Raw genomic sequence first — 14,470 nt, 5'->3', positions numbered from 1 at the left:
AAGTGGCCGACCTTTGCTTATCGAGTCCCGTCGCCGCGCTTATTTGACCGCCATGCAGGTGGTCAACTGGCTGCCGCGCACCGAATTGCCCTTTGCTGCGCCCTCGCGTCCCGAACTGCTGGAGATGCCCGAGCCGTTGGTCGTCGCGCCGGTTGCTCCGGTTGCTCCGGTTGCGCCCGTGCCTGTGGCTGATTCGCCCGTGGAACCGCTGGTTAAACCGGCCGAACGGGTGAAAATCGAGGTGCCGCGGCCATCGCTAGCCAGCACGCGCACGAATGCCAAGGTTGAAGAAGAGGCCGCTCCGGTTGTGGCCAAGGCGCCAGTCGTACCGCCACCGCGTTTCGCCCTGCAATTGCTGCGGGCCGGGCGTTGCCTGCTGTTGGTGGAGTTACCCACAGGCGAATCGTTCCAGACCCGCGACCCCGCCTATCTGTTGCTCAAAGACATGTTGCGTGCCGCCGGTCTGCCGGACAGCCCGCAGATCGTCGGCGAGCCGGTGCGTTGGCCGCTGTTGTCTCGGGGCACCATGGATCAAGGCCCGGAAGCGGCTCGCGATTTCGTGCAAGGTTTTCTCTCGGCCCGGCTGGAAGACGCACCGTGTGTCTGCGTGTGGCTGATCGGCCTGCCAGCGGTGCGTTTCGCCGGTGAGGCGAACGCCGAATCCTTCAACCGTGAACTCCAGGTCGACGGCCTGGGCTCGGTCTGGGCCCTGCCGGGTCTGGAATTATTAATGGAAGAGCCACAGCGTAAGGCTGATGTCTGGCAAGCCATGCGTCGGCTGATGGCGCGCTGGAAAGAATCGAATGAGTGACGCTGTATCGTTCCGCCCGATGACCGAGGCGGACCTGGACGCTGTACTGAAAATCGAATACGCGGCTTACAGCCATCCCTGGACTCGCGGGATTTTTCTCGATGGGCTGGGTAAATATCAGATATGGCTGATGTTTGAAGGCCAACAGCAGGTCGGCCACGGGGTGGTGCAGATCATCCTTGATGAAGCGCATCTGCTGAACATCACCGTCAAACCGGAGAACCAGGGCCGTGGCCTGGGTTTGACGTTGCTGGAGCATTTGATGTCCCGGGCGTATGACGCCAAGGCGCGGGAGTGTTTTCTGGAAGTGCGCGACAGCAACCGTGGCGCGTTCAAGTTGTACGAGCGTTATGGGTTTAACGAGATTGGTCGTCGACGCGATTACTACCCGGCGGTGGGTGGGCGGGAAGATGCGGTGGTGATGGCCTGCACCCTGGTCGATTGAACACCGATCACCCGTAGGAGCTGCCGAAGGCTGCGATCTTTTGATCTTTCTGTGTCGCGACAATTCAAGATCAAAAGATCGTCCGAACGCGGCCCGAACCTTCGGCAGCTCCTACCGGGTAGATCCGGTCAATCAAAGGGAGCGACGGTGTTCCTCCGACAGATTGATCAACGATTACCGTCCATCGGATCCCGCCGCGCCAGTTCCTCTTCATCCAGCCCATTGCCCCCGCCGATGTCATCTTCATCGACAATGCTCAAATCCCAATCGGCCTGGCCGCCTTCACCCGCTTCGTGGGCATCCCTTGCGCCGTCTTCAAGGATCAGGTTTTCCGGGCTCATGTCGTCGTCGGTGGACTCATGGTCATCGGTCGAGGCTCCGGTCATGCCGGCTTCACGTACGCGTTTGCGAGGCATCAGGCGTTCACGCTCCGTTTGCGTCAGCTCGTCGCCGATTTTGGCGCTGGGTTCTTCCTCGTCGAAGTCCAGCTCATGCATCGAACCCATGCGGTCTTCGTTGTCATCGATGGGCTCGGGTTGCACCGCATCGTACGGACGTCGTGATTCAGTCATGGCAATTCCTCATACTGTAGGCCTTACTAGGGTGGACCCCCTGGGCTGCTGAGAATTCCTCCGGCATGGAAAACCGGGTTTCTGCATCTGGCGCGTGACCCCGACAGATGGTTGTCTGTCATAGAAGCGCATCATTCTCGAGGCTTCATTGCATGAACGAATTACAAGATCTGATTGATAACAACGAGCGCTGGGCTGACGCGATCACCAAAGAAGATCCTGATTTCTTCGCCAAGCTGGCCCGTCAGCAAACCCCGGAATACCTGTGGATCGGTTGCTCCGACGCCCGGGTGCCGGCGAACGAGATCGTCGGCATGCTGCCCGGCGATCTGTTTGTACACCGCAACGTGGCCAACGTGGTGCTGCATACCGACCTCAACTGCCTGTCAGTGATTCAGTACGCGGTCGACGTGCTGAAGGTCAAACACATCCTCGTTACCGGCCACTATGGCTGCGGCGGCGTGCGCGCCTCGATGCAGGACCGTCAGCTGGGCCTGATCGACGGCTGGCTGCGTTCGATTCGCGATCTCTATTATGAAAAACGCGAAGAACTCGCCAAGTTGCCCACCGAAGAAGAGCGGGTCGACCGCCTCTGCGAATACAACGTGATCCAGCAAGTGGCCAACGTCGGGCACACCAGCATTGTGCAAAACGCCTGGCACCGCGGGCAGAGCCTGTCTGTTCACGGCTGCATTTATGGCATCAAGGACGGTCGCTGGAAAAGCCTGAACGCCACCATCAGCGGTTTCGAGCAATTGCCGCCGCAATACCGTCTGCGTCCGGTCGAGGCGTTGTAACGCCCTTCAGCAGAGACTTCGCCGGCGCCAGTGCTGCAGAAACAACTGGCCGTCGGCGTTCGGCGGTTCATCGTAGCCGGTGATCCAGCCTCGGCAGTCGAACGAGCCGCACTGGCAGGCGAACTGACGCAAGAGTTTGTCTTCGGTGGAAGCGTAGTCCATCGTCAGTCGGTCGCCTTTTTTGATGTCCTTCAGCGCCCACAACCACAGCTCGCTCATGTCGAGAAATACGTTTGGGTCGCAGGAGTGTCGCAGCAGCCCGCAGAAGCGCGGGTCGTAGACATGGATGCCACGGGCCAATTGCCGGGTATGCCGACACCGATAAGGCAGCAGATGCCCCGACGCCCGACAAATTCGGCTGATGCGTGGAAAATCCCGAAGTACTGCGACGGCTGCCGCCGATCCGTTGGTGTTGTCGATAATCTCGAAGTCGGCCCTGGAGGGGAATCCAAGGCGAACGGGCAGCTCCGCAAATGGATAAATCCCGTCGGGAGGTTGTGCAAGCGTCTCGTGCAGGGCCTGGGTTTTCATAACGATCCTTGTCGGCTGGGTGCTGCGACCTCCATCAGCTGACGATCCTGTCAGCTCTGCAACACATGGGTACGACTCAAGCCTCTCGCAAATGAAACGGCGGGTCTACTGTCAGTTATGACAGTAGACCCGCCGTTCATCGCTTTACAGAGCAGGGACAGGGATCGCCGTCGCGGGTACCGGAGCTTTCAGCTGTTTGAGCTGAGATTTGATCGGTGCCGTCGCGCACTTGGCCACGGCTTTTTCGGGCGTCAGGTTGCGGATCGAGGTATAGAACAGCTCGCAGGTTTTATCTGCCTGGGCCACTTGCCAGGTCTGGGTGCAGCTTCTCAGTTCAATGTCGGGATTACTGTCCGGTTGGCGGCCCATGGCGGCCTGCCAGCACGCAGCACTCAAATCCTGACCCATGACTTTAAGGCCCGCGGCATCGGCCTTGGCCTGGGCATCGCTGCCGGTATAGCTTTGCGGGTCGGCGGCGTACCAAATGTAGCTTGGGTGGTTGGAACCCAGCACTGGCACTTTCACCCCGTCGCTCGGGCTGATGCTGACCAGGCCCAGCACGTTCACGGTCGGCCCGTATTGCTGCTTGATCCAGTTACGCACTGGCGCGCCGAAGGCGACCATCGGTAACGCCGCACCACTGGCGTTCTGGCTGAGTTGCTTGACCATCGTGGTCTGGTAGTCCTTGAAGTAGTCGTAGACGCCTTCCAGATCTTTGCCAGCGTTGGACGGTGCGGCAATCGGTGCGATGTCGATGATGGTCTGGTAGCCCGGCGTCTGGTCGGCCGGGATTCCATTGACAGTCAGCAGTGTGGCCCAGCGATCGGTGGTGGCGGATCGCAGGTAATCCTGAGCCTGGGTCAACGAATAGTCGGGTGGGAAGTGCAACAGTTCAACGCTTTTGCGGTTTTCCAGGGCCATGCCCAGTGGCAGGAACAGATACCAGCTGTAAGCCCACTTGCCATCGGCATTCAGCTTGCTGGCGCCGGTATAGGCCAGATCACCGGCATCGAGCAACGCCGCCAGCGGTTTTTCATAGCCACGGGGTACGCCGCTGATTTCGGCATAGAGCTGATTGTTATCGGTTTTGACCAACACTTTCGCCGCGCTGTAACCATCGCGCTGCACGCTTTGGGTCAGGTAATGCTCGACCGTTTGTTCCAGCGTCCAGTTGCGAAAGCAGATCACGTTGCAGTTGTTGGGGTAAGCGAACAGGCGGGTGACGCGTTCGGTACTGCCCAGCTTCAGGTCGACATCGGCATGGGCGGCGGCACTCAGGGTGAGGGCCGCGAGGGTGAATCCTGCGAATTTGAACATGCTCAGATCCTTTTCAGCGTGGTCCCGTTGATTGGGGTACGCGCCATACTGGATCAGCGGCGTTACACAGAACAGTGTCTGCGTGTAGTTTTTTTGCGTAGAGCCTGCGGTGTGTATGCCAGCAACGCTCGGTTATGGAGTCCGGCCCGGGCTTGATGTCTATGGGCCGGACGGTGGTTGAAGCGTTACAACAGCTTTAGTGCCAGATGAGTACCGGCGCGCAAGTACTCGACCTGTGCAAATACGGCATCCTTGACGATGGCCTCTCCTGTGTCGGTCAGTTTGGCTTTTTTGGCATCAATGATGGACGTTTGCGTTAATTGCATGACCACATCCATCGCTTTTTGAAGGGCGGTCAAATTGTTGTGCTGGCCGAACTCGCGGACGACAGCGTCCATACGGCGATCTGCATCATCACGCAGCTTTTTATATTCAACGACTGAAACCCTACCGTCCTGGTAAATCTCGTTAATCATCTCTTCCAGCGTTTTCGATATTAAAGACATGTGTTTGTTCATCCTTGGTCAGTGCTGTCTTGCTTTAAAAAGTGTGTGAGCTGTCGGAGTTTACTCAGCGATTTATAGGTTGGAGATAAGAACTCTCCGGGTTTCATGTCAGGCGCAATCGAGCCTGTTTGTAGGATAAATCTAGGCGTTTGTTTCATGCTCAAGCAGGGTGAACTGATTGCACCTGCCCGCAGCAGGTGCAATCACTTACGTGTTACGGCATGACCGGTGCCGTATACGTCAGCGTCGTCCCCAGCGCCCACAGCAGAAACAGCACCAGCGGCGTGTGCACCAGCAGTTGCACGAACGAAAACCCGATCAAGTCCCGCGCCTTCAACCCGAGCACACCCAGCAGCGGCAGCATGTAGAACGGGTTGATCAGGTTCGGCAGGGCTTCGGCGGCGTTGTAGATCTGCACGGCCCAGCCCAGGTGGTAGTTCAGGTCGGTGGCCACTTGCATGACGTACGGCGCTTCGATGATCCATTTACCCCCGCCGGACGGGATGAAGAAACCGAGGATCGCCGAGTACACGCCCATCAGCAGCGCGTAGGTGTCGTGGGACGCGATTTGTACGAAAAAGGTCGAGATGTGGTGAGCCAACGTCTGAGCGTCAGTCCCTTTGACGGTGGTCATCAGCGCCGCGATCGAGCCGTACAGCGGGAACTGAATCAGTACGCCCGTGGTGGTCGGCACCGCACGGCTCACCGCGTCAAGGAAGCTGCGCGGGCGCCAGTGCAGCAGGGCACCGAGCATGATGAACAGGAAGTTGTAGGTGTTCAGCCCGGAAATCGCGCTGATCGCCGGTTTGGTCGAAAACTCGTGGAACAGCCATCCGGCTGCCAGCAGCACCAGCAAAATCGTCAGCAGCGGACTGTGTTCCAGCCATTCGCCGGGGCGCGTGCGCGGTTGCAACGGCGGCAGGTTGAAGCTCGGATCGATGCCGCAGGCTTTGGCATCACGGGCCGAGTTCGGGCCGGGTGCAGTGGCGTAGGCAATGATCAGTGAGATCACGATCAGCGCCAGCAACATCACACCGGACTGCCAGAGAAAGATCGTTTGCGTGAAAGGAATCACCCCGGTGATCGACAGAATCGATGGCGGCAGGCTGGCCGGGTTGGCCTGCAATTGCGCGGCGGACGAGGACAGGCCCAAGGCCCATACCGCGCCGAGACCCAGATAGGCGGCAGCACCGGCAGCGCGGTAGTCCATTTTCAGATCGGTACGGCGGGCGAGGGCGCGCACCAGCAAACCGCCAAACACCAGCGACAGCCCCCAGTTCAGCAGTGAAGCGACCATGGAGATCAACGCAACCCAGGCCACGGCCGAGCGGCCGTTTTTCGGGATTCGCGCCAGCCGGTCGATCAGTTTCACCGCCGGTGGCGAACTGGCAACCACATAACCGCCGATCACCACGAAAGCCATCTGCATGGTGAACGGGATCAGGCTCCAGAAGCCGTCACCGAAGGCCATGGCGGCGTCGGTGGGTTTGGCGCCCATGAACAGGGTGGCCACGGCGACGATAATCACCGCCAGTGCGGCAAACACCCAGGAGTCAGGGAACCAGCGTTCGGCAAAACTTGAGCAGCGCAGGGCAAAGCGGGCAGAGCGGGTATCTTCGATATCAGCGGCCACGGGTGTACCTCGAATTTTTATGTTTGTTGTGGTCTTCAGGACCGCAAAGGCCCGTCTAGACAGGTGCCAACAGTAAAACAATCGGTTCTATTTTGTGACGAAGTTTTACGCGTCTAGGACTTTGGTCTAACGGGTTGTCCGTTGGCGCGTTTGCGTAGACCATGGGCGCCTTGGTTTTTTGCCTATGCCAGAGTGCTTTTCATGACTGCTAACACCCACTCGCGCCCGGTGCCGTTCACCCGCTCGGATTACAAGACCCTCGGCCTTGCGGCCCTTGGCGGCGCGCTGGAAATCTACGATTTCATCATTTTCGTATTTTTCGCCCTGACCCTCAGCCAGCTGTTCTTCCCACCGGAAATGCCCGAGTGGCTGCGACTGCTGCAAAGCTTCGGGATCTTCGCTACCGGTTATCTGGCGCGGCCGTTGGGCGGGATTCTGATGGCGCATTTCGCCGATCGACTGGGCCGCAAGAAGGTCTTCAGCCTGAGCATCCTGATGATGGCGCTGCCCTGTCTGCTGATCGGCATCATGCCGACCTATGCGCAGATCGGTTATTTCGCACCGTTGCTGCTGTTGGCCCTGCGAATCCTCCAGGGCGCGGCGGTGGGCGGCGAAGTGCCGAGCGCCTGGGTGTTCGTCGCCGAGCATGCACCCGTCGGGCATCGCGGTTATGCCCTCGGTTTCCTGCAGGCCGGGCTGACGTTTGGTTACCTGATCGGCGCCCTGACGGCGACGTTTCTGGCACAGGCGTTCACCCCGGCAGAAATCCTTGATTACGCCTGGCGTTACCCATTCCTGCTGGGCGGCGTGTTCGGCGTTATCGGCGTCTGGCTACGCCGCTGGCTCAGCGAAACCCCGGTGTTCATGGCCATGCAGGCGCAACGTGATGCGGCCGTCGAACTGCCGCTGCGCACGGTCTTGCGTGAACATCGTCTGGCCATGCTGCCGGCAATGATCCTCACCTGCGTACTGACCTCGGCGGTGGTGGTGTTCGTGGTGATCACCCCGACCATGATGCAGAAAACCTTCGGTATGACCGCTAGCCACACCTTCGCCCTGAGTGCCTTGGGCATTGTTTTTCTGAATATCGGCTGTGTACTCGCCGGGCTGCTGGTCGACCGCATTGGCGCCTGGCGCACGGTGATGCTCTATAGCCTGCTGCTGCCACTGGGCATCGGCGTGCTCTATTCCTGCCTGATCATTGGCGGCAACTGGATCGGTCTGGCGTACGCGGTGGCCGGCCTTGGTTGCGGGGTGGTCGGTGCGGTGCCGTCGGTGATGGTCAGCCTGTTCCCGGCGCGGATTCGTGTCTCGGGGATTTCCTTCACCTACAACATTGCCTACGCCGTCTGGGCGAGTATCACACCGTTGTTGCTGATCGGTCTGATGCCGTGGAGCCCATGGATCTGCGTGATCTTCTGCGCGGTGATGGGGGCTGTGGGGATCGGCAGCGCGGCGTATTTCGGCGCACGCATGTCTAATGTCGGGAGCCGCAGCGTGGCTCCCTGCGTTTAGCGACTGGCAGCGGGTTCTTGCAATGCAAAGGAGCAGCACAATGCAATTGGTACCCATCCTTGAAGTATCCCGTCAGCATCAGTCGCGTGTGCGGGATTTGCGCAATCAGCCTGATGTTCGCCAATACATGTACACCGATCATGAGATATCCGAGGCCGAGCACACTGCCTGGCTCGGCTCATTAACGGACAATCCGCGTCAATCCGTGTTCGTACTCATGCTCGACGGCACAGTCCGTGGCGTGGTGTCGCTAAACGCGATCAGCACGTTGCACAAAACGGCTGACTGGGCTTTTTATCTCGACAGTGAACTGCAAGGACAAGGGCTGGGCAGTCGGTTGGAGTTCTGGCTTCTGGACCATGCGTTCGGCGTGGCCGGTCTGGAAAAGCTCAACTGTGAGGTGCTGCAGAGCAACCCGGCGGTGATCAGGCTGCATCAGAAGTTCGGCTTTTCCATTGAGGGAGTGCGACGCCAGAACATTATCAAGGACAGCGTCAGAGTCGATGTGGTGATGCTGGGCATTACTCGACAGGAATGGGCGGCGCGACGGCCGAAGATGGAAAACGTGATGGCACGGCTGAACCGTGTCAGCTGATCAGGAGGTCACACCGCAACTATTTTTGTAGGACAACCCTGAAACACTCTTCAGAAAATATCCCCAAGGCCGATGGTTAGGCTGCATGCCGCTTTCTATCCCTGTCCATCGGTGTATCCCCATGTTCAACAAACGCTTGAAGCAGGAGCTGTCGGCTCTTCGCGAAGAACTCTCCAGCCTCCAGCAAGTGAAGGAAAGTCTGGAAAGCGAGATGCTGGTCCTGACCCTCGATGTCGACGGGCGGATTCAATCGGTCAACCAGAACTTCATCGGCGAGATGCTCTACAAGAGCAGCGACCTGATAGGGCGACACATCGAAGACATCGTCCCGGCCCATGTGAAGTCGGACGAATTCCACCAGCGCTTCAAGGTCGCGTTGACCCGTGGCGAGCACTTTGCCGGCACGGTGCGTTTGTTGCGCGGCAATGGTCAGGAAGCCTGGCTGCGCTCGATCGTGCAGCCGGTTCGGTCCGCGGACGGCCGGATCAAACACTTCTCGATTTATTCCAGCGACCTGACCCGCACCATCGAGGCGTCTCGTGAACATGAGAACCTGATCGGCGCCCTCGTGCGCTCCACAGCAGTGATCGAGTTTGACCTCAATGGCAACGTGCTGGCGGCCAACGACCGGTTCCTCAGCGGCATGGGTTACAGCCTGGCGCAGATCAAGGGTAAACATCACCGCACCTTTTGCGAACCGGAGGAATACAACAGCACCGCGTACCAGGACTTCTGGCGCCGTTTGAATGCAGGGGAGTTCGTCGCCGCCCGTTTCAAGCGCATCGACAGCCACGGTCGCGTGGTCTGGCTGGAGGCTTCCTACAACCCGGTGGTCGATGCCAACAACAAGCTCTACAAAGTGGTGAAGTTCGCCACGGTGATTACCGATCAAGTCAACCAGGAACAAGCCGTCGCCGAAGCGGCCAACATTGCCTACAGCACCTCGCAGCAAACCGACAGCAGCGCGCAGCGCGGTAACGCCGTGGTGACTCAGGCGGTCAACGTGATGCGGAACCTTGCCACGCACATGCAGACCGCCGGTGAAGGCATCGAAGCGCTGAACGAGCAGTCGCTGGTGATCGGCACCATCGTCAAAACCATCAGCGGGATTGCCGAACAGACCAACCTGCTGGCGCTCAACGCGGCCATCGAAGCGGCTCGGGCCGGGGAACAGGGGCGTGGTTTCGCGGTGGTGGCGGATGAGGTCCGGCAATTGGCTTCGCGCACCAGCCAGGCAACCGATGAGATTGTCGGCGTAGTGCGTCAGAACCAGGACATGGCGCGCAACGCCGTGGCGCTGATGACCGAGGGCAAACTCCAGGCTGAACAGGGGCTGGCGCTGGCGGCAGAGGCGGGGACGGTGATTGTCGAGATTCAGGACGGTGCACAGAAAGTGGTGAACGCGGTCGGGCAGTTTGCCAATCAGTTGACGACTTGATGCCTGCCATCGCGGTGTAAATCGCTACAATCGGCGTTTTCCCCAGGAGCAGCCATCATGAGCGTTTCTCACCGCCGTTCGGTCCCCTTGGCCAAGGCGTATCGTCTGCTCAATCACGGCCCGACCGTGCTGGTCAGCGCGGCCCATGACGGCCAGCGCAACATCATGGCGGCGGCCTGGGCCATGCCGCTGGATTTCGAGCCGCCGAAAATTGCCGTGGTGCTGGACAAGTCCACCTGGACACGTCAATTGCTGGAGGCTTCGGGCACGTTTGTGCTGAATGTTCCCTGCGCCGCTCAGGCCGATATCGTCCAGACCGTGGGTTCGACGTCCGGCCTGGAATTGACCCGGGACCAAGGCCGGGACAAGTTCCAGGTCTATGGCTTGGCGACCTTCAGCGCTGAGTTGATCGATGCGCCGATGCTCGAAGGCTGCGTCGCCTGGCTGGAATGCCGACTGCTGCCGGAGCCCGGCAATCACCAGCAGTACGATCTGTTTCTGGCCGAAGTGATTGCCGCCCAGGCAGACGAGCGCGTGTTCAGTGACGGTCGCTGGCACTTCGAAGGGCAAGACGCGTTGCGCACCTTGCACCATGTGGCTGGCGGGCATTTCCTGAAAATCGGCGATCCAGTGGACGGCAAAACCTTGCAGCCATAAGCAGCCGGCCTTTCACACCCAGACGTCATTCTGCGCCGTGCGCTCGCCACCTTCGTTACCCGTGTTCAGCACACCCTTGGGTTCGATCAGCAGGAGTTTCACTTCCTGCTCGGCGAACGGTTTGTGCTCGACACCTTTTGACACCACATACATTTCGCCGGCGTTCACCAGCACGTGACCATCGCGAAAGTCGATGCGCAGTTGCCCTTCGAGGACGATGAAGGTTTCGTCGGTATCAAGGTGATCGTGCCAGATGAAATCCCCCAGCAGCTTCACCACCTTGAACTGGTAGTCGTTCATTTCGGCGATGACCCTAGGCGTCCAGTACGGGTCGATCCTGGCGATTTTTTCAGCGAAGTTCAGGCTTTCGTAAGCTTTCATGAAGCAGCTCTCGTGGTTGATCGTAAACCCACGATAGCCCGCGCATCGACGTGCTTCTTGAACGATTGTGCGCGGCTCAGCGGCGGTGCATTTTCATCCAGCGGGCTGGCGACAGGCCGTAGGTTTTGCTGAACTGCCGGGTCATGTGGCTCTGATCGGTGAAGCCGGCGATCAGCGCGGCGCTGACCAATGTCTGGCCCTGAATCAGCAGCGAGCGGACCAGGTCGAGGCGGCGCATGGTCAGGTATCGATAAGGGCTGGTGCCGAACAACAGGCGAAAATCCCGCGACAGACTCCAGCGATCGCGGCCGCTGTGTTGCGCCAGTTCTTCCAGTGTCACGGTGCGATCCAGCGCGCTGTGGATAAATTCCCGCGCGCGTTCGGCGGCCACGTAGTCGAAGCTCTGGCGGGTAGCAGGCACTCCGGAAACGCTGTTCAAGGCTTGGGCCAGGTCGAACAGCGCATCCTGTTCTTCGAGAGACTCGAGGGGGCAATCGAGGCTTCGCAGCAGCACGGCGGTGGCGGCGAACAAGCGTGGATCGGCTGACAGGCCGGTCTTGATAAACGGCAACGGCTGGCCGCCGAGCATCTGTTGGATCAGCGCCGGTTCGATGTACATCATTCGGTACTGGAACCCGGTCTCGGTGCCGGCTTCGCCATCGTGAACTTCGTCCGGGTGCAGCACCATGGTCCCGCCCGGCAGACTGTGGCGCCAGCCACCGCGGTACTGAAAACTCTGCACACCGGCCATTGTGTGGCCGATGGCGTAGGTGTCGTGGCGGTGAAGGTCGTAGCCGTGGCCTGCAAAAAACGCCTCGAAACGCTGAAGCCCGCCGACGTCGGGCGCGCGGTGGAACCAGTCGATGGGGGGCGTGTGCTTGGCCATGGTGTTGTTGCCTTGAACTCGATGCTGAACACGTTACCCCACGGAGCAACCGCCTGTCTGCTGCCGTTCGAATCACCCTGCTGGTAGAAAATCCGGGACTAATGTTGCAAGGTGTTGAATGTTTTTTAAGCCACGAAGGCGCCCCACATTATGGAAATGTCCCACCTGAGTTACGCCGCTCCGTTGTTGTCGTTGGCGCTGTTGTGGACGGTTGCGGTGGTGACGCCGGGGCCGAACTTCTTCAATACCGCGCAATTGGCTGCCAGTTGCTCCCGGCGCCACGGTGTCGTCGCCGCACTGGGCGTGGCTACGGGCACGGTGCTTTGGGGATTGGCGGGTGGCCTGGGCATCAAGTCGCTGTTCAGCGCTGCGCCGACGCTCTATCTGAGCTTCAAGATTGCCGGCGGTTGTTACCTGATTTATCTGGGGTTGAAGCAGTTCAAGCGCAAACCACCGAGTGTGCCGGGCGATAGCCACTCGCTGAATGGCGCAGGTCGCACGCTGCTATCGGCGTATGGCCGGGGCTTTGTCGGCAACATGACCAATCCCAAGGCTGCGCTATTCGTTGCAACGATTTTCGCCACGGCCATGCCGGCCTCGCCGCCACCGATGCTGCTAGCGCTGGCCGTGCTGACCATGGCGACCTTGTCATTCAGTTGGTATTGCAGCGTGGCACTGCTGTTTGCCAGCCGGCGGGTCGCGGGTGCTTATGATCGTTCGCGTAAATGGCTGGATCGCTTCGCCGGCAGTTGCTACCTACTGTTCGGCGCACATCTGGTGGCCAATCGTTGAGGAGTTCTGAATGAGCAAACTGCGGGTAGGCATTATTTTTGGCGGTCGTTCGGCTGAACACGAAGTGTCGCTGCAATCGGCGAAAAACATCGTCGATGCGCTGGATCGTTCGCGCTTCGAGCCGGTGCTGATCGGCATCGACAAGCAAGGCCACTGGCACCTTAACGACCCTTCAAACTTTCTGCTCAATCAGGAAAATCCGGCGCTGATTGCCCTCAACCAGTCCAACCGCGAGCTGGCCGTCGTACCGGGCAAGGCCAGTCAGCAATTGGTGGAAACCTCCAGTCAGGAACTGCTGGGTCACGTCGATGTGATCTTCCCGATTGTCCACGGCACCCTGGGCGAAGACGGTTGCCTGCAGGGTTTGCTGCGCATGGCCGATCTGCCGTTTGTCGGTTCCGATGTGCTCGGTTCGGCCGTCTGCATGGACAAGGACATCAGCAAGCGACTGCTGCGTGACGCCGGGTTGGCGGTCACGCCGTTCGTCACCCTGACCCGCGCCACCGCGGCGCGCACCGGGTTCGCCGAGGTGCAAGGCAAACTCGGCCTGCCGCTGTTCGTCAAACCGGCGAACCAGGGCTCTTCCGTGGGCGTCAGCAAGGTGAATGACGAAGCCGAGTACGCGGCAGCAATAGAACTGGCCCTGAGTTTCGATGAGAAAGTCCTGGTCGAGTCCGCCGTCCGTGGCCGCGAGATTGAATGCGCCGTGCTCGGCAACGAAGACGCCATCGCCAGCGGTTGTGGCGAGATCGTGGTGCGCAGCGGGTTCTATTCCTACGACAGCAAATACATCGACGATCAAGCGGCGCAAGTCGTGGTGCCGGCTAACATCAGCCTCGAGGCCAGTGAACGCATCCGTGCCCTGGCCGTCGAGGCGTTTCAGGTGCTGGGCTGTTCCGGGCTGGCGCGGGTCGACGTGTTCCTGACCGAGAGTGGCGAAGTGCTGATCAATGAGATCAACTCGTTACCCGGCTTCACCCGCATCAGCATGTACCCCAAGTTATGGCAGGCCACCGGTATGACTTACAGCGAGCTGGTCAGCCGTTTGATCGAGCTGGCGCTGGAGAAGCATCAGGCGCGACGGGCGCTGAAGATCTCTCGCTAGGCTGAATACAACAATAATTATTCGAGGAGGCACGTCATGAAAGTCAGCGCACGTAACGTATTCAAAGGCACCATCAGTCAATTGCAGCCCGGCGCGGTCAACGCCGAAGTCTCACTGAAACTGTCAGGCGGCAATGAACTAGTGGCCGTGGTGACCATGGAAAGCGTGAAGAACCTCGGCCTGGCGGTCGGCAAGGAAGCGGTCGCGCTGGTGAAGGCGCCGTGGGTCATGTTGATGACCGAATCCAGCGACATTCGCCTGTCGGCGCGCAACTGCCTGGAAGGTAAAGTCACCAGTGTCATCGATGGCGCCGTGAACTCCGAAGTGGTCATCCAGCTCGACGGCGGCACCGAAGTCTATTCGATCGTGACACGCCAGGCTGTGGCAGAACTGGGCCTGGCGCCGGGTGTGAGCGCGACGGCGGTGATCAAGGCGTCGCATATCATTTTGGGTGTGCCGGCTTGATTTCAGAAGTCGACTGACACCTGA

Annotated in this window: 17 protein-coding genes and 1 pseudogene; 11 read left to right on the top strand and 7 right to left on the bottom strand. The window is 59.6% G+C overall.

The genetic code is table 11. The annotated features are described in order from the left end of the window. The first annotated feature begins 52 nt into the window (after positions 1 to 52). Positions 53 to 811 carry an energy transducer TonB gene (locus ACYZTZ_RS23330; protein ID WP_462000705.1) on the top strand — a complete coding sequence of 253 codons (759 nt, stop codon included), beginning with the start codon at positions 53 to 55 and terminating at the stop codon, positions 809 to 811. After that, entirely contained in the window at positions 804 to 1,256 is a 453-nt protein-coding gene (gene rimI / locus ACYZTZ_RS23325; protein ID WP_008145534.1) for a ribosomal protein S18-alanine N-acetyltransferase, read from the top strand. The genes ACYZTZ_RS23330 and rimI overlap by 8 nt, the downstream gene beginning before the upstream one ends. Positions 1,257 to 1,423: 167 nt before the next feature. Here rimI and ACYZTZ_RS23320 read toward each other — a convergent pair whose 3' ends face one another. After that, a complete protein-coding gene (locus ACYZTZ_RS23320; protein WP_461999836.1) occupies positions 1,424 to 1,828 on the bottom strand; it encodes a serine kinase/phosphatase in 405 nt (134 codons plus the stop codon). Positions 1,829 to 1,980: 152 nt separating this feature from the next. Here ACYZTZ_RS23320 and can point away from each other — a divergent pair, with 152 nt between their 5' ends. After that, a complete protein-coding gene (gene can / locus ACYZTZ_RS23315) occupies positions 1,981 to 2,625 on the top strand; it encodes a carbonate dehydratase (protein WP_008145531.1) in 645 nt (214 codons plus the stop codon). 6 nt (positions 2,626 to 2,631) lie between these two features. On the opposite strand, the gene ACYZTZ_RS23310 is transcribed toward can, so the two are convergent. The 4 genes from ACYZTZ_RS23310 to ACYZTZ_RS23295 all read right to left on the bottom strand — a co-directional run bounded on the left by ACYZTZ_RS23310 (position 2,632) and on the right by ACYZTZ_RS23295 (position 6,612). Then, positions 2,632 to 3,156: an SET domain-containing protein-lysine N-methyltransferase gene (locus ACYZTZ_RS23310; protein ID WP_461999835.1), complete on the bottom strand. Its 525-nt coding sequence runs from the start codon at positions 3,154 to 3,156 to the stop codon at positions 2,632 to 2,634. 144 nt (positions 3,157 to 3,300) lie between these two features. After that, positions 3,301 to 4,473 carry a hypothetical protein gene (locus tag ACYZTZ_RS23305; protein WP_461999834.1) on the bottom strand — a complete coding sequence of 391 codons (1,173 nt, stop codon included), beginning with the start codon at positions 4,471 to 4,473 and terminating at the stop codon, positions 3,301 to 3,303. Positions 4,474 to 4,658: 185 nt separating this feature from the next. Beyond that, positions 4,659 to 4,979: a hypothetical protein gene (locus tag ACYZTZ_RS23300; protein ID WP_008153466.1), complete on the bottom strand. Its 321-nt coding sequence runs from the start codon at positions 4,977 to 4,979 to the stop codon at positions 4,659 to 4,661. 214 nt (positions 4,980 to 5,193) lie between these two features. Continuing rightward, positions 5,194 to 6,612 carry a short-chain fatty acid transporter gene (locus ACYZTZ_RS23295; protein WP_033061219.1) on the bottom strand — a complete coding sequence of 473 codons (1,419 nt, stop codon included), beginning with the start codon at positions 6,610 to 6,612 and terminating at the stop codon, positions 5,194 to 5,196. 201 nt (positions 6,613 to 6,813) lie between these two features. On the opposite strand from ACYZTZ_RS23295, the gene ACYZTZ_RS23290 reads away from it, so the two are divergent. From ACYZTZ_RS23290 to ACYZTZ_RS23270, 5 genes and pseudogenes are all read left to right on the top strand, one after another. Further along, positions 6,814 to 8,127, top strand: coding sequence for an MFS transporter (locus ACYZTZ_RS23290; RefSeq protein ID WP_461999833.1), 1,314 nt, complete (start codon positions 6,814 to 6,816; stop codon positions 8,125 to 8,127). 40 nt (positions 8,128 to 8,167) lie between these two features. Continuing rightward, positions 8,168 to 8,722 (top strand): UDP-4-amino-4,6-dideoxy-N-acetyl-beta-L-altrosamine N-acetyltransferase, encoded by a 555-nt coding sequence (pseH, locus tag ACYZTZ_RS23285; RefSeq protein WP_461999832.1) that lies wholly within the window; start codon positions 8,168 to 8,170, stop codon positions 8,720 to 8,722. An 85-nt stretch (positions 8,723 to 8,807) separates the two neighbouring features. Further along, a pseudogene (locus tag ACYZTZ_RS23280) lies at positions 8,808 to 9,572 on the top strand (PAS domain-containing protein); the annotation flags it as partial. Beyond that, positions 9,552 to 10,160, top strand: a complete 609-nt coding sequence (locus tag ACYZTZ_RS23275; RefSeq protein WP_259674753.1) for a methyl-accepting chemotaxis protein — start codon at positions 9,552 to 9,554, stop codon at positions 10,158 to 10,160. The pseudogene ACYZTZ_RS23280 and the gene ACYZTZ_RS23275, both read left to right, overlap by 21 nt. A 57-nt stretch (positions 10,161 to 10,217) precedes the next feature. Continuing rightward, positions 10,218 to 10,817, top strand: a complete 600-nt coding sequence (locus ACYZTZ_RS23270; protein ID WP_461999831.1) for a flavin reductase family protein — start codon at positions 10,218 to 10,220, stop codon at positions 10,815 to 10,817. A gap of 12 nt (positions 10,818 to 10,829) precedes the next feature. Here the strand turns inward: ACYZTZ_RS23270 and ACYZTZ_RS23265 are convergent, their stop codons facing one another. Together ACYZTZ_RS23265 and ACYZTZ_RS23260 are read right to left on the bottom strand one after the other, a co-directional pair. Continuing rightward, positions 10,830 to 11,198, bottom strand: coding sequence for a cupin domain-containing protein (locus tag ACYZTZ_RS23265; RefSeq protein ID WP_046048322.1), 369 nt, complete (start codon positions 11,196 to 11,198; stop codon positions 10,830 to 10,832). A gap of 76 nt (positions 11,199 to 11,274) precedes the next feature. Further along, a complete protein-coding gene (locus ACYZTZ_RS23260) occupies positions 11,275 to 12,084 on the bottom strand; it encodes an AraC family transcriptional regulator (protein ID WP_461999830.1) in 810 nt (269 codons plus the stop codon). Positions 12,085 to 12,234: 150 nt separating this feature from the next. Between ACYZTZ_RS23260 and ACYZTZ_RS23255 the strand changes: the two genes are divergently transcribed. The 3 genes from ACYZTZ_RS23255 to ACYZTZ_RS23245 are packed head-to-tail and all read left to right on the top strand — an operon-like array spanning position 12,235 to position 14,446. After that, positions 12,235 to 12,876, top strand: coding sequence for a LysE family translocator (locus ACYZTZ_RS23255; RefSeq protein ID WP_046048320.1), 642 nt, complete (start codon positions 12,235 to 12,237; stop codon positions 12,874 to 12,876). A 10-nt stretch (positions 12,877 to 12,886) separates the two neighbouring features. Continuing rightward, a complete protein-coding gene (ddlA, locus tag ACYZTZ_RS23250) occupies positions 12,887 to 13,981 on the top strand; it encodes a D-alanine--D-alanine ligase (RefSeq protein ID WP_461999829.1) in 1,095 nt (364 codons plus the stop codon). Positions 13,982 to 14,017: 36 nt separating this feature from the next. After that, entirely contained in the window at positions 14,018 to 14,446 is a 429-nt protein-coding gene (locus ACYZTZ_RS23245) for a TOBE domain-containing protein (RefSeq protein ID WP_033061233.1), read from the top strand. The last annotated feature ends 24 nt before the right edge of the window (positions 14,447 to 14,470 follow it).

The sequence above is a fragment of the Pseudomonas sp. LB3P58 genome, from assembly GCF_054897895.1.
The sequence above is the reverse complement of the archived record's forward strand: the minus strand, read 5'-3'. Positions and strand labels throughout refer to the sequence as shown.